The 18,331-nt window shown below is 51.8% G+C and carries 17 protein-coding genes and 1 pseudogene; 7 read left to right on the plus strand and 11 right to left on the minus strand.

Annotated features, from left to right (window positions below; genetic code table 11):
- Positions 1 to 23: 23 nt before the first annotated feature.
- Positions 24 to 1,310, minus strand: a complete 1,287-nt coding sequence (locus PAGR_RS15600) for an HAAAP family serine/threonine permease (protein ID WP_041456164.1) — start codon at positions 1,308 to 1,310, stop codon at positions 24 to 26.
- A gap of 399 nt (positions 1,311 to 1,709) precedes the next feature.
- Here PAGR_RS15600 and PAGR_RS15605 point away from each other — a divergent pair, with 399 nt between their 5' ends.
- Complete coding sequence (locus PAGR_RS15605; RefSeq protein WP_014606326.1) at positions 1,710 to 2,903, plus strand: zinc-dependent alcohol dehydrogenase; 1,194 nt, start codon at positions 1,710 to 1,712, stop codon at positions 2,901 to 2,903.
- Positions 2,904 to 2,935: 32 nt separating this feature from the next.
- Here the strand turns inward: PAGR_RS15605 and PAGR_RS15610 are convergent, their stop codons facing one another.
- Entirely contained in the window at positions 2,936 to 4,201 is a 1,266-nt protein-coding gene (locus tag PAGR_RS15610) for an acid phosphatase (RefSeq protein ID WP_014606327.1), read from the minus strand.
- Between the two features lie 409 nt (positions 4,202 to 4,610).
- Between PAGR_RS15610 and PAGR_RS15615 the strand changes: the two genes are divergently transcribed.
- Positions 4,611 to 5,804 carry an AI-2E family transporter gene (locus PAGR_RS15615; protein ID WP_013024992.1) on the plus strand — a complete coding sequence of 398 codons (1,194 nt, stop codon included), beginning with the start codon at positions 4,611 to 4,613 and terminating at the stop codon, positions 5,802 to 5,804.
- 47 nt (positions 5,805 to 5,851) lie between these two features.
- Here PAGR_RS15615 and PAGR_RS15620 read toward each other — a convergent pair whose 3' ends face one another.
- The 3 genes from PAGR_RS15620 to PAGR_RS15630 form a co-directional block, all read right to left on the minus strand.
- Positions 5,852 to 6,169, minus strand: coding sequence for a KPN_00521 family repetitive protein (locus PAGR_RS15620; protein ID WP_013024991.1), 318 nt, complete (start codon positions 6,167 to 6,169; stop codon positions 5,852 to 5,854).
- A 139-nt stretch (positions 6,170 to 6,308) separates the two neighbouring features.
- Positions 6,309 to 6,746 (minus strand): DUF4186 domain-containing protein, encoded by a 438-nt coding sequence (locus PAGR_RS15625; protein ID WP_014606328.1) that lies wholly within the window; start codon positions 6,744 to 6,746, stop codon positions 6,309 to 6,311.
- An 18-nt stretch (positions 6,747 to 6,764) separates the two neighbouring features.
- Positions 6,765 to 7,034: a cupin domain-containing protein gene (locus tag PAGR_RS15630; RefSeq protein ID WP_014606329.1), complete on the minus strand. Its 270-nt coding sequence runs from the start codon at positions 7,032 to 7,034 to the stop codon at positions 6,765 to 6,767.
- 179 nt (positions 7,035 to 7,213) lie between these two features.
- On the opposite strand from PAGR_RS15630, the gene PAGR_RS15635 reads away from it, so the two are divergent.
- Entirely contained in the window at positions 7,214 to 8,107 is an 894-nt protein-coding gene (locus PAGR_RS15635) for a lipid kinase (protein WP_014606330.1), read from the plus strand.
- On the opposite strand, the gene PAGR_RS15640 is transcribed toward PAGR_RS15635, so the two are convergent.
- Complete coding sequence (locus tag PAGR_RS15640) at positions 8,104 to 8,829, minus strand: YoaK family protein (RefSeq protein WP_014606331.1); 726 nt, start codon at positions 8,827 to 8,829, stop codon at positions 8,104 to 8,106. The two genes, PAGR_RS15635 and PAGR_RS15640, sit on opposite strands and share 4 nt — an antisense overlap.
- Before the next feature lie 593 nt (positions 8,830 to 9,422).
- On the opposite strand from PAGR_RS15640, the gene PAGR_RS15645 reads away from it, so the two are divergent.
- Positions 9,423 to 9,905, plus strand: a complete 483-nt coding sequence (locus PAGR_RS15645) for a hypothetical protein (protein ID WP_228225307.1) — start codon at positions 9,423 to 9,425, stop codon at positions 9,903 to 9,905.
- Between the two features lie 56 nt (positions 9,906 to 9,961).
- Here PAGR_RS15645 and PAGR_RS15650 read toward each other — a convergent pair whose 3' ends face one another.
- Positions 9,962 to 11,194: a glycoside hydrolase family 28 protein gene (locus PAGR_RS15650; protein ID WP_014606332.1), complete on the minus strand. Its 1,233-nt coding sequence runs from the start codon at positions 11,192 to 11,194 to the stop codon at positions 9,962 to 9,964.
- Positions 11,195 to 11,469: 275 nt separating this feature from the next.
- Here PAGR_RS15650 and PAGR_RS15655 point away from each other — a divergent pair, with 275 nt between their 5' ends.
- Positions 11,470 to 12,168 (plus strand): class I SAM-dependent methyltransferase, encoded by a 699-nt coding sequence (locus PAGR_RS15655; protein WP_014606333.1) that lies wholly within the window; start codon positions 11,470 to 11,472, stop codon positions 12,166 to 12,168.
- 146 nt (positions 12,169 to 12,314) lie between these two features.
- Here the strand turns inward: PAGR_RS15655 and PAGR_RS15660 are convergent, their stop codons facing one another.
- From PAGR_RS15660 to PAGR_RS15670, 3 genes and pseudogenes are all read right to left on the minus strand, one after another.
- The gene (locus PAGR_RS15660) at positions 12,315 to 12,650 is read right to left on the minus strand and encodes a DUF6694 family lipoprotein (protein WP_014606334.1); all 336 of its coding nucleotides are present in this window, start codon (positions 12,648 to 12,650) and stop codon (positions 12,315 to 12,317) included.
- Positions 12,651 to 12,826: 176 nt separating this feature from the next.
- Positions 12,827 to 13,795, minus strand: a pseudogene (locus tag PAGR_RS15665) (IS5-like element ISPan1 family transposase).
- Positions 13,796 to 13,949: 154 nt separating this feature from the next.
- Positions 13,950 to 15,368 (minus strand): sugar porter family MFS transporter, encoded by a 1,419-nt coding sequence (locus PAGR_RS15670; protein WP_014606335.1) that lies wholly within the window; start codon positions 15,366 to 15,368, stop codon positions 13,950 to 13,952.
- Between the two features lie 657 nt (positions 15,369 to 16,025).
- Between PAGR_RS15670 and PAGR_RS24270 the strand changes: the two genes are divergently transcribed.
- The gene (locus tag PAGR_RS24270) at positions 16,026 to 16,151 is read left to right on the plus strand and encodes a hypothetical protein (protein ID WP_015700783.1); all 126 of its coding nucleotides are present in this window, start codon (positions 16,026 to 16,028) and stop codon (positions 16,149 to 16,151) included.
- A 68-nt stretch (positions 16,152 to 16,219) separates the two neighbouring features.
- Here the strand turns inward: PAGR_RS24270 and PAGR_RS15675 are convergent, their stop codons facing one another.
- Positions 16,220 to 16,912 (minus strand): hypothetical protein, encoded by a 693-nt coding sequence (locus tag PAGR_RS15675; protein ID WP_015700784.1) that lies wholly within the window; start codon positions 16,910 to 16,912, stop codon positions 16,220 to 16,222.
- 449 nt (positions 16,913 to 17,361) lie between these two features.
- Between PAGR_RS15675 and PAGR_RS24025 the strand changes: the two genes are divergently transcribed.
- Entirely contained in the window at positions 17,362 to 17,532 is a 171-nt protein-coding gene (locus tag PAGR_RS24025) for a hypothetical protein (RefSeq protein WP_014606337.1), read from the plus strand.
- Positions 17,533 to 18,331: the final 799 nt, after the last annotated feature.

Raw genomic sequence — 18,331 nt, forward strand, 5'->3', positions numbered from 1 at the left:
CGGCGCCTTGATATCAATGAGAATTACGCCTTAAGCAGCGAATAAAAAATGGCCGAAATGGCGATCAGCCCGGCGAGCATCACAAACAGATTACTGAGTTTGCCACTGTATTGACGCATAGCGGGCACCCGCTGGATAGCGTACATCGGCATCAAAAACAGAATTACGGCAATGATCGGGCCGCCCAGCGTTTCAATCATTTTGAGGATATTGGGATCGAGCGTTGCCACCAGCCAGGTTGTCAGCAGCATAAACACGGCCGTCAGACGATTCAGCCTGTCAGGGGCCATCGCTTTGCCCCGGCTACGGAGCGCTTTATTCACCATGCCGTTGAACCCTTCACGTGCGCCCAGATAGTGGCCAAGGAATGACTTGGTGATCGCCACCACGGCTATCAACGGCCCAATCCAGGCGATAAGCGGCGCATTAAAATGGTTGGCAAGGTAGGACAAGATCGAAATGTTTTGCGCTTTAGCGGACTGTAAGTCTTGCGGCGAGAGGCTGAGTACGCAGCTGAAGACAAAGAACATCACGGTAAGCACCATCAAAAGGTGCGCGCAGGCCAGAATCCGGGAGCATTTTCGCTCGGCCTGCTCGCCGTACTCCTGCCGCTTCGCCAGGGCGAACGAGGAGATGATTGGCGAGTGATTAAACGAGAATACCATGACCGGCAGGGCAAGCCACAGCGTCATCCACAGATTGCGCCCGCTGCCCGTATTGAGGGTTTCCAGTGCGGCCCCGTGCCAGTAAGGAATCAGACAACACGCCATCAGCATCAACACGGCGACAAACGGATAAACCAGGACGCTCATCGCTTTCACAATCATGCTTTTGCCAAAGCGCACCACCGTCATCATGCCGATAATCAATATCAACGACAGGAGCGCACGCGGCGGCGGCACCAGGCCCAGTTGGTTCACCATCAGGCTTTCAACCGTATTAGTCATGGCTACGCTGTACATCAGCAAAATAGGGTAAATGGCAAAAAAATAGAGCAGCGTAATCAGTTTGCCCGCCCCTGCGCCAAAATGCTCTTCAACCACGTCGGTGATATCCCCTGCCGGATTGCTGCCAGAGAGGACAAAACGCGTTAAGGCCCGATGGGCAAAGAAGGTCAAGGGAAACGCCAGCACCGCCATAACGATCAAGGGTAACAGTCCCCCCATGCCCGCATTGATCGGCAGAAACAACACGCCCGCACCGATAGCGGTGCCATATAAACCTAGCATCCAGACGGTATCCGTTTTTCGCCAGCCAGTTTCATCATTAACGTGAGGGGTTTCCAGCGTGCGGGTTTGCGAGGTTTTCATCAGATCTTCCAGAATATGCATCAGCCTGAATCAAGGCTTGCAGCGGGTAAAGGGTTGGCGTTTTTCGCCATCAACGCATGTGTGCAACCTGCCAGATTCAGCCCGCCCCGTCAGGACGTAATCGATTGCGCCCCATTTTTTACACTATCTGACGGTAAAAATTCAAGTTAAGCGCCATATCGTGCACCTGTCCGGCAAAAACAGGGGAAAACGTGTGATGACGGCGTTACGGCCTGCCCCGTCCGCCATAGTTTGCGGATACCGCTCTGCTTACCCATTTTTTCCTCACTACACTTCAATCACCTTTAACGTTTTGGACAGGACAGTGCGCTCAACCGCGCTGTTAATGCAGCCGCCCGATCGGCGGTTGCCGTCCAGTGATTTACAGGAGTCGACTCTATGAAAGCGTTAACCTATCACGGCCCTCATAAAGTCAGCGTTGATAACGTTGCCGATCCCGGACTGGAAGCCGCCGATGATATTATTCTGCGCGTAACGGCCACGGCGATCTGTGGCTCTGACCTGCACCTTTATCGAGGAAAAATTCCCGGCACCGATCATGGCGATATTTTCGGCCACGAGTTCATGGGTGAAGTGGTGGAAGCCGGCAGTGCGGTAACGGCCGTGGCAAAAGGCGACCGCGTGGTGATCCCGTTTGTTATCGCCTGCGGTGACTGCTTTTTTTGTCATCTGCATCAGTATGCCGCGTGTGAAAACACCAACAGCGGCAAAGGCGCGGCGCTAAACCGCAAAAGCATTACTCCGCCGGCGGCCCTGTTTGGCTACAGTAAACTCTATGGCGGAGTGCCCGGTGGTCAGGCAGAATACGTGCGCGTGCCTAAGGCCAACGCCGGCCCTTTTAAAGTGCCGAACACCCTTTCAGACGAAAAGGTTCTGTTCCTGTCCGACATTTTGCCTACGGCCTGGCAGGCGGTGAAAAATGCCGAGATTAAACAGGGATCGAGCGTCGCTATTTTTGGCGCAGGTCCTGTGGGCCTGCTCAGTGCCGCCTGTGCCCGACTGGAAGGTGCAGAGCAGATCTACATGATCGATCACAATGACTACCGGCTGAATTTTGCCAGAGAGCGCTACGGCGTGATCCCCATCAACTTTGATAACAACGACGATCCCGCCGCCTGGATTATTGAGCACAGCGCGGGACACCGCGGTGTGGACGCCGTGATTGACGCGGTGGGTTTTGAAGCCAAAGGCAGCATGACCGAAACAGTGCTAACCAACCTGAAACTAGAAGGCAGCAGCGGGAAAGCGTTACGTCAATGTATCGCTGCGGTTCGCCGTGGCGGCATTGTCAGCGTGCCCGGCGTATATGCGGGATTTATTCATGGTTTCCTGTTTGGCGATGCGTTTGACAAGGGCCTGACCTTTAAAATGGGCCAGACGCATGTGCATGCTTACCTGCCCGATCTGTTGAATCTGATTGAAAAAGGGCATTTAAAACCGGAAGAAATCGTGACGCATCATATGCCGCTGGAAGATGCCGCTCGCGGTTATGAGATTTTTGAAAAGCGTGAAGAAGCATGCCGCAAGGTTATTCTGGTGCCTGGCATGATGCCAACCCAGGCCACGCTGTAAAAACATGGGCGGGAGATTCCCGCCCATGTTTTTTATCTGTGGGATTTGGCCTGTGCGTATGCGGCGTCCAGATCCAGCCGCTGCCAGAATGCCTGATCGGCGCCCGGTCCACCCAGCGGATAACCGGCAGATAAGGCACTTTTCACCATCAGTTCACGGCGCTGTTTTGCGGACAGCTTTGGTAAGGCCGTTTCCAGCAGCACCTCGGCCCCGTCCGGTACCCGCAGTTTGGCCGTGTTCCCGGCGACCTTGGGCAGGTTATAGCTCATCGTAAAGCGATAAAACGGCTTCATGCTGCCATTGCCGTAAGGATCGTCGCTACCGGCAGGTTTGGCGCACACCGCCAGGGTTGTTCCACACTCTTTTTCCAGCGCGCTACGCAGTTGTTGACGGGCATCATTGAATAACGTCCGATAAGCGGCATCGTTCAGATAATGGGCAACGTTGTATTGCGCCACCATGCGCGAGCCCATCACGTCGAGCGGATAGTGCACGCCCAGAACCAGCCGTGAATAGCCGTAGCGTGCGCCGCGTTGCAGTAAGGCTTCAAACCGCTCCGGCACCATCTCGGCCAGCAGCAGCGCATCGGTATAGCCCGTGTTGGTGTGCCCGCTGGGGAACGAGCCGCCATCGGCCGTGTAGGGATGATTGTCTTTGATCACCGTATCATCCGGCACCAGATGAATCGTATTTCCTTTGTGCAGGAAAGGACGCGGATAGTTAAAATGTTTTTTTGCTTCACCGGTACTGACTTCACTGGCTTTGATCAGGGCTGCAGCCTTATTGATTTCGCCTTTGTCATAGGCGGCCAGGAAGGCTTTACCTAAACGCGGCCCAAGGGCATCGGCGAGAAAATAGAGATAGCTGATCCCCTCTGCGTCCGCCAGCGCCTGATGGCGCTCGCCCTGAGTGGCATTGAGATTAATTGATGTCACCGTGGCACGATTGGCGTCCAGTACCGCTTTCGGCAGCGTGCTGAACCCTGATAACAGGGCAATACCTGCCTTTTGCAACGCATTCCCCTGGAAATCATAACCACTGGCTTTCAGCCACTGGTAGTCAGCGAGTTTATCACTCTGCTTCGCCTGCTTGAGTTGGTCACGGCTGAGCGCAGGCGCGCCATGTTGTATGGCCGCCCGCTCTGCCGCCAGCGCCTGTAATTCAAGTGCGTTTAAAGCCGGGCTGGACGATCCCTGCGAGGTGTTGTTTGCCAGCGTGCTGGCCTCGGACAACGAAATTGCCTGTGCCTGCTGCGCCACCAGCAGTGCCGCCGCAATCAGCGTGAATTTCATTTTCATTATTATTCCTTTGATGTCTGATTATCTCTGACCTTGCCGGTTGTCACGCTAGCATTGCCCTATGACATTTTTATTTCAGCTGTTATGCCAGAGGTTTACCCCCAAAGCGCGTTGCGCGCTGAAAAAACCACCGCGAACGGGCAGCAAAAACGGCCTAACCCGCTACGCTAGTGTAGGATTGACCGGTGTTATTCACAGATAACGAGGTCTTGCCCAATGGCGATGTCAAGACTACGCCCCGCCACCTCTTTACGACGTTGTGAGGGCGTTACCGCACGAATGCCGTCTGACATTGATTAAAAAACAGAATTGATCGTTGATTACCGTTGCGACATTCATACACTCTCGGGTTGCGAATGGCCGCATCGGCGTGCGTGCTTATTAAGGGATGTTTACATGAGGTTATCCAATGCGCTTTAAAGGACTTACTGTCGGGTTTTTCCTTCTGATTTTAGCAATGGCCACCATTGCCTTTTTTGAAGTATTAGCGCCCTACTTTTCGGCCATTTTGTGGGCAGCGGTGCTGGCCGTCATCTTCCACCCGCTCAAAAGGTATCTGCGCGGCAAACTGGGCGATCGTAACGGTCTTGCCTCACTGCTGACGCTGGTTTGCATCTGCCTGATCGTTTTCACCCCGTTAGCGATCATCGCCTCATCCATGGTGGTGGAGGTGAACACGGTTTATCACAAGCTGCAAACCAACTCCGCCCAGTTTCCGGTGGTCTTCGCCGATTTGTTACAGCACCTACCGGGCTGGGCTAAACACTATCTGGCTGAAAATAATCTGGACAATGCCACGCAGATTCAGCAGAAGCTGTCGGCATTTGCCCTTAAGGGCGGTCAGTATCTGGCGGGCAGCGCCTTTATCATCGGTAAAGGTACGTTCAGTTTTACCGTTGGCTTCGGCATCATGCTTTACCTGCTGTTCTTCCTGCTGAAAGATGGTTCCTATCTGGTGCATCTCATTCTGGAAGCACTTCCGCTGTCTACCTACGTTAAACATCATCTGTTTATGAAATTTGCTGCGGTGTCACGCGCAACGGTGAAAGGCACGGTCGTCGTTGGCGTCGTGCAGGGGATTCTGGGCGGGCTGGCTTTCTGGTTTACCGGCATCGATGGCAGCCTGCTATGGGGCGCATTGATGGGCTTCCTGTCACTGGTTCCTGCGGTCGGTTCCGCCATTATCTGGGTTCCGGCGACCATTTTCTTCTTCGCCACCGGTGCGCTGTGGAAAGGGTTGTTCCTCGTTGGCTTCTTTGTCGTGGTTGTCGGCCTGGTAGATAACATTCTGCGCCCGCTGCTGGTGGGCAAAGACACCAAAATGCCTGACTACCTGATTCTGATTACGACGTTGGGTGGGATGGAAATCTACGGCATTAACGGCTTCGTGATTGGCCCGGTGATCGCCGCGCTGTTCATTGCCTGCTGGAATCTGCTGTCCGGACGCGATAACCGTGAAAACATCGAAGAGATCGATGAAGAGTTTATTGAAGAAGGAAAAAAACAGTCTGATACCGCACAACAGGATGCGGCAGAAGCAGAGGCCGCAAAGGCCGAGGCCTTAGAGGCGAAAACGGTTCCGGCCGAGCCGGCTCGAAAATAAGCCATAAAAAAACCCACCATCGGTGGGTTTTTTCACACTAAAGCGGCTTAGTTAGTCGCTTTATTTTTCAGGTCTTCAGCACCCTGCTTGGTTTTATCCCAGCCTTTCTCGGTGCCTTCTTTGGTTTTGTGCCAGCCTTTCTGCGTGCTTTCAGAAATTTTGCTGGAGGTCGAGTTGCTCTTGCCTTCTGCGGCATGCTCAGACTTCAGCTTCAGCTCTTCGCCTTTATGCTCGGTCTGATGCAGTTTTTCTTTAGCGGTATCTGCGCCTTTGTGCGCTTCAGCGACAGTTTCATCCGTTGTGGTAGCAGCGAAAACTGGCGAGGCCAGTAAAACAGCAGACAGTGCAATAATTGCTTTCTTCATCGTAATTCCCTCTTGTGTGAAATTTGTCGTCTTGCGTGATTATCCTGGCACAGGAGACCAAAGAACGATTTAAGAATAGACCTGAAATGAAATATGGCGAACCTGACTGGTTAAAAGTCCATCAGCCACATAATCTTTTCTACCACAAATCCAGCTGCTGGCTGCCCGGCGAAGGTGATTTGGCGGCGGCTCTGGCCTTACTTACGCGCGGCGCAGGCGCGGGTTGCGCCATCGCCTGATGGATCCAGTGCATAATCACCGCAACCACATAAGCCTGATGTTTATCATCCAGCGCCTGATGCTGAGCAATCCCGTGCCATTTCGCCAGACAGCCACGACAACAGGTCGCGGTGGCGTGCTGCGCGATGAAAACCGGATGGCCGCGCATTGGCGTCTGTTTACCGTCATTAGGCGGTGCGCTGGCAGCCAGCCGCTGCTGGACAAACGTGGCCGCATGGGCTGCCACATCGGCCTCTCCCTTCGTCAGGCAGTAGTCATATTCCGCCCGCCCCAGACGGAAACGCTGACGAAAAGGCGATTGGGCTAAGCGCTGAAACAGCGCGTCAAAGGTGTTCATCACTGGCGCATCACCGGATTAACTTTTTCTGCCTGACAGATAGCGAACGCCTCGGTCGCCAAACGTCTCGCGGTGCGGCTGCCCTGCATGCAGGTGAAAAATATCGCCTTCGCGATAGGTGGTCGCCTGATTTTCGGTGTACAAGGTAATATCGCCACTCAGGATCAGAGCCATTGCCTCAAAGGGATGTTCATGATGATCCAGCTCGCTGTTTGCGCCCCGTTCCACAATAACCGGCTCTGCAAACCCTTTTTCTGCCAGCAGGGTTCGAAATTGCTGTTCTGTCATTTGTGCTCCCGTGAGTCGTGCCATTTTCTGGCAGTGTAGACAATCCTGGCGCAGTTTGTCAGGGCCATCTCCTGTCCTGGGCTTACGTAAAGTAGCGCAAGCAAGGTTGTAAGAGATAATCCCGCATGTGTACTTTCTGGTTACTTCATCACTAACATTTCATTAAAAATGGACGAAGCATGCAGCAAAGGGTAAAGACGGCATTACTTTTAATCAACCAGCGCTCACGTAAAGGTCGCATTGATGCCGCGCGCGCCACGCAGCTGCTGCAGCAATCCGGTTTGATTCTGCTAGAACCCGCTTACGACGACAGCCGTCCTTACGCTGAGCTCATCACCGCGTATGCCAGCCAGGTGGATCTGGTGATTGTCGGCGGGGGCGACGGCACCCTCAATGCGGCGGCAGCGGGCCTTATGCAGACCGGCTTACCCTTAGGCATTTTGCCCCTTGGCACCGCCAACGATTTTGCACGTACGCTCGGGATTCCGCCTCAGCTGGAGCTGGCTGTCAGCATCATTTGCCAGGGACACGTACGCTTTGTGGATTTGGGTGAGGTAAATGGTCATTTGTTCCTGAACGTATCCAGCATCGGTTTTTCGGCAGAGCTGGCGCGGAACCTTACGGCTCAGGCCAAAAAACGCTGGGGCGTGCTGGGTTATGCTTTTGCAGCACTGCGCATCTTGCGGCAAAGCCGCCCCTTTAGTGCGACGTTACATCATGAGGGACAGGCTATTGCGATCAAAACCGTTCAGGTTTCGGTCGGTAACGGACGTTTTTACGGCGGTGGCATGACCGTAGAGCAAAGCGCGGCCCCGGACGATGGGCTGCTGGACGTCTACAGCCTGGAGTTGAAAAGAAGCTGGCAGTTGCTGGCGCTCTTCCCCTCTTTGCGGCGCGGCACCCAGGGCCGCTGGCGTAACGTACGCACCTTCAGCACCACGGCACTCACACTGCATACGCGCCGTCCGCACTACATTAACGCCGACGGCGAAATTATTGGGCAAACGCCCGCGCAGTTTTGCCTGATTAATGATGCGCTCAAGGTGCTGGCCCCTGAAAAGCGCCACCCTTAACGGGCAACATCAGCAGGCTGAGGTTTTAGCATAGCGACCAGCGCCATGCCCATCAGTCCCAGACCGATAAGCACCAGAAAATAGTAGTTCAGCAAATGCCACAGCCAGATACCGGCCACGCCGCCCACCAGAAAAGCAAGAATCGTGTAGGTATGCAGTCGCAGGCGTTCCAGATAGAGTGGCGCATCTTTGGGTGATTCTTTTCGCCGGAGGACATCAAACAGCATGGCCAGTTCGATGCCAATGTCTGTGGAGGTACCGGACACGTGCGTCGTTCTGACGCGCGCATTCGAGATACGCGTGACCACCGCATTTTGCAGCCCCATTAAAAAGCTCAGGCTCAGGATCAGCACCACACCGGATGCAGCAATGGGATAGCGAGCCTCAATCACGCCCAGCGCCACCAGCGCAATGCCTTCTATAAAGATATTCACCGCGTAAATAGTACGAATTTTGCGTCTGCGTCCGGCATTAATAATTAATGTGGAAAAGAGCGCGCCCACAATAAACATGCAGACGATAAACAGGAAAAACAGACCGTTGTGAAACTTTGCCTTGGCCAGAAAATCGGATAGCGAAGAGACGTTACCGGTCATATTGGCGGAAAAGAATCCTACAATCTCAAACGCGGCGGTATTTAAGGCGCCCGCCACGGCGGCAAGGGTGCAGGCAAGACGGCTATCAGCGATATACGTCCGTTCTGTTTCTGTGCTGATAAGCATAAGATCCACTCTGCAAGACAACCCACTCAGGTTGGCCGATTTTACGCCAGCCGCCTGTTATCGTGAAGAAACGCCGGAATAATTTTTTAGGCGGTCTTCACGAATGGGCCTGGTAATACGCGATTAAGGCCAGCAGGTTAACGATGACCGCTGGCCTGTCTGGATGTCACAGCCGAATTTTCTTTAGTCCTTCAAGCGCTTGTTGCAGATACGCTCGCGGACAGGCCAGATTTAGCCGGATAAATCCTTTACCTTCGGGTCCAATTGGATACCCCATGAAGGGGCATGAGAAGTTGAAAAGCAGAGCGAAGATACCTGGTTGTTCGCCAGGGTTTACATCGCTCTGGAACAGTAAATTAAGCGCATGATGTCACTCTTTTATCATCTGGTTTTCCCGGCGGCGTGTTACAGAGGTTGTCTGTCCGGCATATTATATCGCGCCTACTCACCCTGGTGCGATAAAACACATCGCGTAACCGGTCAATGCCGCAGATGACAATCTGTTGCGCTTTTCATGTAACAGATCAAGATGGCGAAGCGTTAAAACATGCAGGCTCTGCAATCTGATGATTTTTTATTTGATACAGGGCCTTATGAAACGCGCGACGACTGTTTTTTTTCTTTTTATATCGACAGTTTTAATCTCAAACAGCGCCCTTGCGGAGCGCGCACCGCTGCTGGGTAATCTGCCTGCCAGCGGACAGCAGCTGTGCGGCAAAACCATAAAGCTTCAACTGGTGAAAACGTCCGATAACATCATGCTTTTAGGTTTGAAAAACCGGGAAAGTAGTGAGATGGATCTGTTTATGTCCAGCGTGGCGTTTACTGCAGACAATACCTATTCCCGCTTCGTGCCCGTGAAGTTTGATCAGTTATCGAAGCACTTCATTGAAACGCACAATCCAGCGCTGGAAGTGGTCTGGGGCGCGGCCATAGACGATAAGAACGTGCTGAGCTATAAACTGGCGTTAGGCAGTTATACCTATTCCTGCGGTGACATTGAATCCTGGCCAAACGACACGGCAAACCAGCTATATGGTGAATCAGAAAATGGCGCTGAAGCCGAGATAAAATAGCGCGATGAAGATCAAAACAGACTGCCAGAGTAAGTCGCGGGCAGCCCACCATGCGGTTAACGGCACGCTGTTTGAGGTGCCCGCGTAAAGCGCCCATGAACGATAGCAAAGCGTTCCTCTATCGTTGCCTGCTCACCGACAGTGACATTCTTTAAGGTCATCTCAAGCGGATAAACCTCGCTGTAACCATCCAGCGTAAGTTTCCCCTTGCCTGTTTTGACGTTATCGAAGGTGATATCGCGGTAATCCGGGATCATCGTGCCGCTCGCGTGCGTATCATAGTGCGTATCCATGACCACGGGATTGTCCACGTTCTGCATACAGACATTTTGATAGCGAATCGCCCGGACCTGCCCGCCCCGCGAGCGATCGCTTTTGATACGCAGGCCATTCGTCGTGCCGGTTAACGTCAGCCCGTCAACCAGTACATCACTAACGCCACGGTTGATTTCACTGCCAATTGACATACCGTGCCCAAAGCCAAACTGGTTATTCAGGATGGAGATATGGGAGGCAGGCGCATTGCCCGCTTTAATCGCCACATTGTCATCGCCGGTGCTGATTCGACTGTTAATTAGCGTGACATCGGAAGAACCCATCGGGTCCACGCCATCGGTGTTTCGCGCGGTGGCAGGCGTGTCGATGGTGATGCCCCACAGCGTAATGCCCTGACTGTCATTGATGACTACATGAAAGTTTGGCGCGTTCTTCAGGGTGATCTGGTACAGCGTAATATCACTGGCATGATCAATCTGAATCAGTCGCGGGGCGTTTTGCTTCGCCTCATCATTTTTGGCGCTGGCTGCCAGTTGCCACCAGGTTTGCCCCTCACCTGCCATGCTGGCAGCGCCCTGCCCGTCGATCACGCCTTGCCCGTAAATCCCGCTGCCGTGGACGTGATTAAGCGTAATAAACGCCCGGCAACCATTGCCCTGGTTATCCAGCTTCCCGCAGCTCCCCCGGCCGTTATCGTATAAGCGTGGATCCGGGATGGCGCTCAGCACCGCACCCTTATCAACTCCCAGGCTGACGCCGGAGGGCAAAGACAGGGGGCCGCTAGTCAACGTCTTTACAGTGGGCGATGGCACTAACAGTACCATCCTGCCAGGTGGGCAGTTGTTCAGCGCCTGTTGAATGTGCAGGCCGATATTGGATTGATTGCTTGCATAAATCCGCTGGCAAACGGGCGGCGAGACAGGCTGTGTCACCCTTCTTCGATCGCCAGCCTGAGCCGTAAAACTCATCAATACGCTCAAAACTGCGAACAGAATAGAGGCGCTGCGGCACATCGTCACATTCAGATTCGTCATAGTGAAAAGGCGATAAGGAAACAGAGCCTCACAATACGCAAGTCCTTCTTTGCAGGTAAAGCAGAATCACGGTAGCAGCGCCAGGAGTGGTCAAAATGTTAAATTCTGACTGCTTGCCGTTCTTCAGGTCATCATCTTTTTATTGCGCTGATGCCTGATACGCCCGGTTTGTTACCTGCTGATGCCCTGTGGTAAAAGCCGCTAAAAATCACATAATCTGTCATGACGCTCTTTGAATAAAAGGTGAGCCTGACGTGGAAAGCTATGACGCTATTTATCGTCGCCTTCAGAGGGAAGGCCATGAAGCCTGGACCGGCAGCGGTTATCAACGGGCGCATCAGCAACTTAACGCCACCATTGGCTGGCTGGGTGCTGCGCAGTTCATTCCAACTGGCGGAACGTTCCTTGAGTTGGGCTGCGGCAACGGTGCCATGGCCTCACATTGTTTTGCCGAAAAAGGCTTTCGGGTTTTTGGCGTGGATATTTCAGCGGTCGCCGTGGACTGGGCCAGATCGCGATTCGCGGCGTCAGGCTTAAGCGGCTGTTTTGATCAGGGCGATGTCTGTGACCTGGCACATTATCCGGATGCAACGTTTGATGTCGTCTTTGACGGCAGTTGCTTTCACTGCCTGATCGGTCCCCAGCGCGCGGCGTGCCTCAAGGCTCTGCATCGGGTTTTGGCTGCCAATGGCACATTGATCATCAGCAGTATGTGTGGTGCGCCTAAACAGCGAACCGACCTTGACCGCTATGATGCCCGCCGCGGGGTTTTAATGGTTAACGGTCATCCCTGGCGCACCCTGAAGCCGCTGGATGCACTTATCGCCGAGATCGCGGACGCGGGATTTATGCTGGTTGGGCAGGCGGTAAATGTTAATCCTTGGTGGGATCACGCGACGCTGGTTTATCACAAAGCGCCTTCTCCGTCCGTAAAAGCCCAGGCGTGCTTTTAAGCGTAATGGCGCTGAAAACAGGCGTTTGTCGCTCTGTTACAGCCTTAACGCGGTGCATAAAAAAAGCCCATAAAATGGGCTTCATCAAACAGGCAACCATTACATGCAACATCCTGACCTGGCTGGGTCAGGATTCAGAAGTCATGTTACTGGTTAGCCGCGCGCTCTTGCTTGATCTTGTGCGCGTAATCAATGACTTCTTCACCGGTCTTGCCAGCCAGCGCGCCTTTGATCTTTTTATCGATCAGTGCGCGTCCGCCTTCGTCACCGCTGCCCGCCTGCATCAACTCTTTCATACTGACCTGGCTGAACGCAATGACTTGAATAGCATCGTTAAAGGCCGCGCGTTTATCTTCGGCAAGAGAATCACGGACTTTTTGCATAGAGGTTTGAAAGGCCTGTTCGGATGAACCATCGATCTTTGGCTCGCCACAACCTGTTAACGCGAAAGCTAATAAAATGACTGCCACTGCTTTTTTCATATCGTCTTTATCCTAAAAAAGTTCTTCGCAATGGTAAGTTTTTGTGATGTTTTTTTAAAGAACTATTTATTGTAAGGCATCAGCCTGTATGCCTTATCAACAGCACCGTTGAAAGCTCAGGGGCTTTGTTGAATAAATCAAATTTCGGGTAAGTATCCCCGTGCCGGGCTGCGTTTTCAGGCGATACGCTCGCTTTCAGGCATACCTGCTTTCGTCATTTTGTTCAACGCGCGCACCATGGCTATAACCTCCGTAACCTGACCATCATAATCCCGCAGCGTCAGTGAACCGCCGAACAGCTGCTTCACCTGCTACATCGCCGTTTCCGCTATTGAGCGGCGATTGTAATCTGTTGTCCATTTCCATCGGGCATTGCTTCCGCTCAAGCGCTGATTCGCAACAGCACGGTTGCGATACGCGTATTCACCGGGCCAGTAACCCATGCTCTTCCTGGACGGGATAAGCGCGCTGATTTTCTTGCGCCGCAGTTCATCGTGACAGAGCCGGGTGTCGTAAGCTCCGTCTACCGCTGCTGCCCTGATTTTTCTGTGCGTCTGCCGGATAAGTCCCGGGAAGGCCTCTGAGTCCGTTACGTTGTTCAGCGACAGGTCTGAACAGATGATTTCATGTGTTTTACCATCGACAGCAAGGTGCAGCTTTCGCCAGATACGACGGCGCTCTTTGCCGTGTTTTTTGACCTTCCATTCGCCTTCACCGAAAACTTTCAGCCCGGAGGAATCAATCACCAGATGCGCGATTTCACCCCGGGTGGACGTTTTGAAACTGACATTGACCGACTTCGCCCGCTTACTGACACTGGTGTAATCCGGGGATCGCAGAGGAACGTCCATCAGGGCAAAAACGGAATCAATAAAGCCCTGAGCAGCTCGCAGGGCCAGCCGGAACAGGCGTTTAATCATCAGGACAGTCGTGATAGCAAGGTCAGAATAACGCTGAGGTCTTCCCCGGGATGAAGGCGCTGCTGACTCATACCAGGCCTGAATCGCCTCATCGTCAAGCCAGAAAGTGATGGAGACACGGTTGATGAGGGCTTTGTTGTAGGTAGGCCAGTTGGTGATTTTGAACTTCTGGTTTGCCACGGGACTGCCTGTATTGTCAGGAGAATGCGTGTTCTGATCCTGCAACTCAGCAAAAGTTCGATTTATTCAACAAAGCCGGAGAGTATATAAATGCTCATGCCGTGCAACGCTTTGACAGGTAACAGACGAAAACTCAGCGGCCATTACCTGTCCTGAATTAATTAAGGAAATGCATAGTTGGATACTGTCATGAAAGTAATTATCGCCCCAAATCCCGCAACTTCTCACCCGCCATCAAATTCCTCTCAATCCGTTCCAGCGTCACATTCTTGGTTTCCGGCACCAGGTACACAGTAATGACAATAAACACCAGGTTAAAACCGGTATAGAGCCAGAAGGTTCCGGCCGCGCCGATGCTGCCCAATAGCGACAAAAATGTCGCACCGATAATCATGTTCGCCACCCAGTTCGTCGTGGTGGAACAGGTAATACCAAAGTCACGGCATTTTAGCGGCTGGATTTCAGAACACAGGATCCAGACGACGGGTGCTGCACTCATTGCGTATCCACCAATACATAACATGGTCATGCCGACAGAAACCCAGGACAGGCTGCTGCTGATATTTCCCTGCCCTGCTTTCATCAGGCAGTAACCTAATACCAGAGTGGCAAAGGCCATCACCGAGAAGCCAATTTTCAGGATGGGTTTTCTGCCCGCTTTGTCTACAGTAAAAACGGCAATAAAGGTGGCAAACATAAAAGTCAGGCCAACGATAACGGTGGCGATCATCTGCTCCTGAGTGCTTTTAAAGCCCGCCATTTTAAAAATCTGCGGCGCGTAATACATGATGATATTCATCCCGGTAAACTGCTGCATGCCCTGCAATAACATGCCCATAAAGACCGCACGCCTGACATTTTTATTGCTTTTGAAAAGCGAAAAACCGCCCTGCTTCATGCGCAGACTTTCCCGAATCTCATTGAGTTCCTGGCGGGCTTTTTCCGACGTATCGCGCAGCATGCGCAGCACTTCCTCCGCCTCAATATGCATCCCCTTAGCCGCCAGCCAGCGTGGACTGTTCGGTAGGAAAATGACCATAATAAAAAGTACAACGGCGGGAATGGCCAGAACCCCCAGCATGGCCCGCCAGTTACCGCTGTAGCTAAAAGCAGTATCCGATATAAAGGCCATTACGATGCCCAGGGTAATCATCAGCTGATACAGGCTTATCATTTTGCCACGCACGTTTTCAGTGGCCATTTCAGATAAATAAAGCGGCGCGGTATAGGATGCCACGCCAACGGCCAGGCCCAGCAGCAGACGAAAGATCAACAGCATTTCAACGCTGGTTGCACCCGCGGAACCGAGTGATCCGATAGCAAACAACACGGCGCCCGCCATCAGGCTGTATTTTCGGCCAAGCCGATGCGATACCCAGCCATTACATAGCGCCCCTAGCGCGGCACCCAGCATCATGATGCTGACCACCCACTCCTGCTCATGGCTGCTCAGGCTAAAATGATGAGTCAGAAAAGGTAGCGCACCGGAAATCACGCCAATATCCAGTCCAAACAGCAGCCCGGCTAGCGCGGCTGAAACTGAGATGAACAGGTTCATACGACGAACTTTTTGCTTATGTTCGCTTTGAATAGTGAAAGTATTTACATGAGACATCATTAAGCTCCGCTCATACAACATGTCGTGTCCATGCAGCATATAAAGTAGCGATAGCGGGCGATGAGGGCAAATGAGGTCAGGATATGGACGATTTTACTGATCCCACTCTAAGTGTGATGCAGATCTCACTGAATGAGGGAGGGCGCATTTATCGTTTTATGACCTGATATTTCAACACGCTTTTTTTGGCGATAATGTGTAAAAAGCCCGATGGTGACCGCTGACCTGTGGAACCATCCAAACCCGGCGGGTAATTAACCTAAGCCATCATCGCGGCAGTTTTGCATGAAGCGTCGCCAGAAGACCTGACCGTCACGGTGCCGCGCTGGCGATATGATGCATCGTATAAGAATAAATAGCCGCTATGTACCCGTCTTCTTGTTAACCACGCTCACCGCACACGCGATGAAATATCGTAATTTACTTTTCTGGTTATCGATGCTTCTTGCTGCTCATTTAGGCAATACAATACTGCACAGCAAAGCGCATCAATTTATTACCTGAGGGTGACAACGACGAAATACCGTTTTTTTAACACGTTCTTGTTCGACCCAATGCGCGCCCTTTCCTTTTACATCATTTTTTAACAGTCACTTTCCCTGTCTGCCGTGTTTGGAGCGTTCATCCTCAAGGAAAAGTGACGACAGGAAACAGGCAATGACCAGCATCATTTTATTATTACTGTTCTTTATTAATTTGATTCTTATCCTGGGTTTGATGGCTATCCAGGAAATACTTGATGATCGTTATTCGCCCCATTACGAGAACGGTGACTACGATTAATAACGGCCACATTTCCGCACCGCCTGGCGATGCTCAAGAATCCCTGTTCATCATGGGATCCTTCCGGATTAAACTGTTATCGTTTCTGGATAAGCCCAGTTATAAACCGCAAATACCAGCCTGATGTCGCCCGAAATGGCCCCATATCTTCGGTGCATATTGTCGGTAAAATACGATTTGAGCGTGTCGGGCAGGCTTGTTGAACGATAACGTAGCAACGTGGTGTGCCAGTATTCCGGTGGCGTTGTTTTTCCACCATGTCTTTGCAGAAGCAAATCCCGCCACTCTTCCAGTGACAGCAGTGCATTCCAGCATGCTGCTCTTTGCGCTACGGCGTGGCCTTCAGGAATACCTGCCAGTAGCAGTTGATCGGGAAGCGCCACCAGCCGTAATGCGTCAACCCTGAGTGACGAGTCGGTCACGTTCTGGCGAAAGGCATCCCTCAGGCCCGCTAAAGCCGGGAGCTGCTGCGGGCTTTGATAGCGCGCTGGCGTGACGGGCAGGAAGGTAACGTGAAAATGTTCGGCCCGCATGACGTCTGCCAGCGGATCCCCCTGAGTTAAGCCACGAAGATCGGCAAGGAGTGACTGAATTTGCGGATTCAGGACGGGCTGAATGCCACTGGTCAGGGCGTGAAGCCCGGCAGGATAGAAAAACTTGTCTGCTTGCTGATGTACACTCGCTGTTTCTTGCCGCCAGCATTGCTGGGTTTCCCTGTTACGCTGCGCGTAGAGAGCGTCAAAATAAGCGGCCGCCGTCATCTTCTCTCCTGAGATATCGTTAAACATCATGTCGGTAGCATAGCCAGATGAACACATGAATGCAGCACTTTCACGAAACAAGAAATGAAAGTCCATTTCATACTTCGCGTAATGCGGCTGTTTATCAGCCCATTCAGGTACGTGGGTTTCATCAATTGTTGCGTCGTTGGTATCGCCCTGGTTCTTTTCTCGGGTTGCACATCGGGATGATCGCTCTTTACAGATCTGTCTGTCATCGTGGCTTCGGATTACAAGGCTGGATATGTTCTCTGCCGTCTTAGCCAAAGGTCAGCACAACAGTTTCCCGGCATTACATTGCACAGTCTGGATTCACTACCGTCAACCTGATGATATGGCTTACTTTTTCCCTCCAACATTGACTTAGCAGAAATACCGACCAGGCTTATCAGGCGAGCTGTTTTATAGTGTATTCATCACGAGGGAAAGACATGAAAAGCATTTTGAGCGGTTTATTGATTGTTTCCAGCCTTATAATGATGTCGGGTTGCCAGCAGGACAGCGGTGCTGTGGGCAATGATGGTCGTCCACATGCGCCAAGCGGGCAATCTGTTCCAGGCGGCCCGTTAGGTAAAGGCCCTGTAGGCCAGCCACAGGCTTAAATAAAAATCCGGCTCTGAGCCGGTTTTTTCACTTTGTGTTTGCGTAAATCTGATTTAACTTTCCACCAGACTCGCAAAATGACTGTACAGCGCCGGCAAATGACAGCCGCTAAGCACGGTTATTATCCTCTGGATGCCGCCGTTATTTATCCCCCTGGCAGCAAAAGTCCCGCACGGTGGTGTTTCATTACCGTTCTTAATTTGATTATTATATTAACATTTCACCCTCAACCATAAGGGAGCAGATTTAAGATTTTTCCTGTCCAGACTGAAAAATATTTTATCGACCACCACAAATGACGCGTCTGTCATCCCAGGTATTCGTGATCCATCTCTCATTAATGAAGTCTTCCCTCACGTTCTTATCAAACATTACCCCGACGAAAATATTATTATTGCATTTACTGAGAATCTAAATAATTAAGCAGCCGATTAAAACCTGCCAAACGCCACGCACCTAATTTCTTCATTTTCATCGACATCAACAGAAGATACCTGTTGTCTCTTCTCTATCGCCTTGTATTCAAACGTGAGCTTCTCTTACGAATAAACAGGACGTATCGATCAATTAATTATGTACAATAGCCTCGACCTATCAGGAACGCCGTACCGATCGATATTAACTATTTTTAAATGGTCAGCATCTCTGCAAAATAACTTTCACGCTCCGCTTAGGATTAAGGAGTATTTCTATACATTTAATTAACCTAATTTCGAGCAGATTAAAACATTCAGTCAACCACACCACCAAGGTATAAAAATGACGTCACATTAATTTAATAATAATTATCATTAAGAA

It is taken from the genome of Pantoea ananatis PA13 (assembly GCF_000233595.1).
GTDB lineage: Bacteria > Pseudomonadota > Gammaproteobacteria > Enterobacterales > Enterobacteriaceae > Pantoea > Pantoea ananatis.

Coding starts and splice junctions, on each gene's coding strand:
- PAGR_RS24270 (WP_015700783.1), top strand. CDS start 16,026: ATGACCAGCATCATTTTATTATTACTGTTCTTTATTAATTTGATTCTT.
- PAGR_RS15615 (WP_013024992.1), top strand. CDS start 4,611: ATGCGCTTTAAAGGACTTACTGTCGGGTTTTTCCTTCTGATTTTAGCA.
- PAGR_RS15635 (WP_014606330.1), top strand. CDS start 7,214: ATGCAGCAAAGGGTAAAGACGGCATTACTTTTAATCAACCAGCGCTCA.
- PAGR_RS15625 (WP_014606328.1), bottom strand. CDS start 6,746: ATGAACACCTTTGACGCGCTGTTTCAGCGCTTAGCCCAATCGCCTTTT.
- PAGR_RS15640 (WP_014606331.1), bottom strand. CDS start 8,829: ATGCTTATCAGCACAGAAACAGAACGGACGTATATCGCTGATAGCCGT.
- PAGR_RS15675 (WP_015700784.1), bottom strand. CDS start 16,912: ATGACGGCGGCCGCTTATTTTGACGCTCTCTACGCGCAGCGTAACAGG.
- PAGR_RS15605 (WP_014606326.1), top strand. CDS start 1,710: ATGAAAGCGTTAACCTATCACGGCCCTCATAAAGTCAGCGTTGATAAC.
- PAGR_RS24025 (WP_014606337.1), top strand. CDS start 17,362: ATGAAAAGCATTTTGAGCGGTTTATTGATTGTTTCCAGCCTTATAATG.
- PAGR_RS15645 (WP_228225307.1), top strand. CDS start 9,423: ATGAAACGCGCGACGACTGTTTTTTTTCTTTTTATATCGACAGTTTTA.
- PAGR_RS15660 (WP_014606334.1), bottom strand. CDS start 12,650: ATGAAAAAAGCAGTGGCAGTCATTTTATTAGCTTTCGCGTTAACAGGT.
- PAGR_RS15600 (WP_041456164.1), bottom strand. CDS start 1,310: ATGAAAACCTCGCAAACCCGCACGCTGGAAACCCCTCACGTTAATGAT.
- PAGR_RS15650 (WP_014606332.1), bottom strand. CDS start 11,194: ATGTGCCGCAGCGCCTCTATTCTGTTCGCAGTTTTGAGCGTATTGATG.
- PAGR_RS15630 (WP_014606329.1), bottom strand. CDS start 7,034: ATGACAGAACAGCAATTTCGAACCCTGCTGGCAGAAAAAGGGTTTGCA.
- PAGR_RS15610 (WP_014606327.1), bottom strand. CDS start 4,201: ATGAAAATGAAATTCACGCTGATTGCGGCGGCACTGCTGGTGGCGCAG.
- PAGR_RS15620 (WP_013024991.1), bottom strand. CDS start 6,169: ATGAAGAAAGCAATTATTGCACTGTCTGCTGTTTTACTGGCCTCGCCA.
- PAGR_RS15670 (WP_014606335.1), bottom strand. CDS start 15,368: ATGATGTCTCATGTAAATACTTTCACTATTCAAAGCGAACATAAGCAA.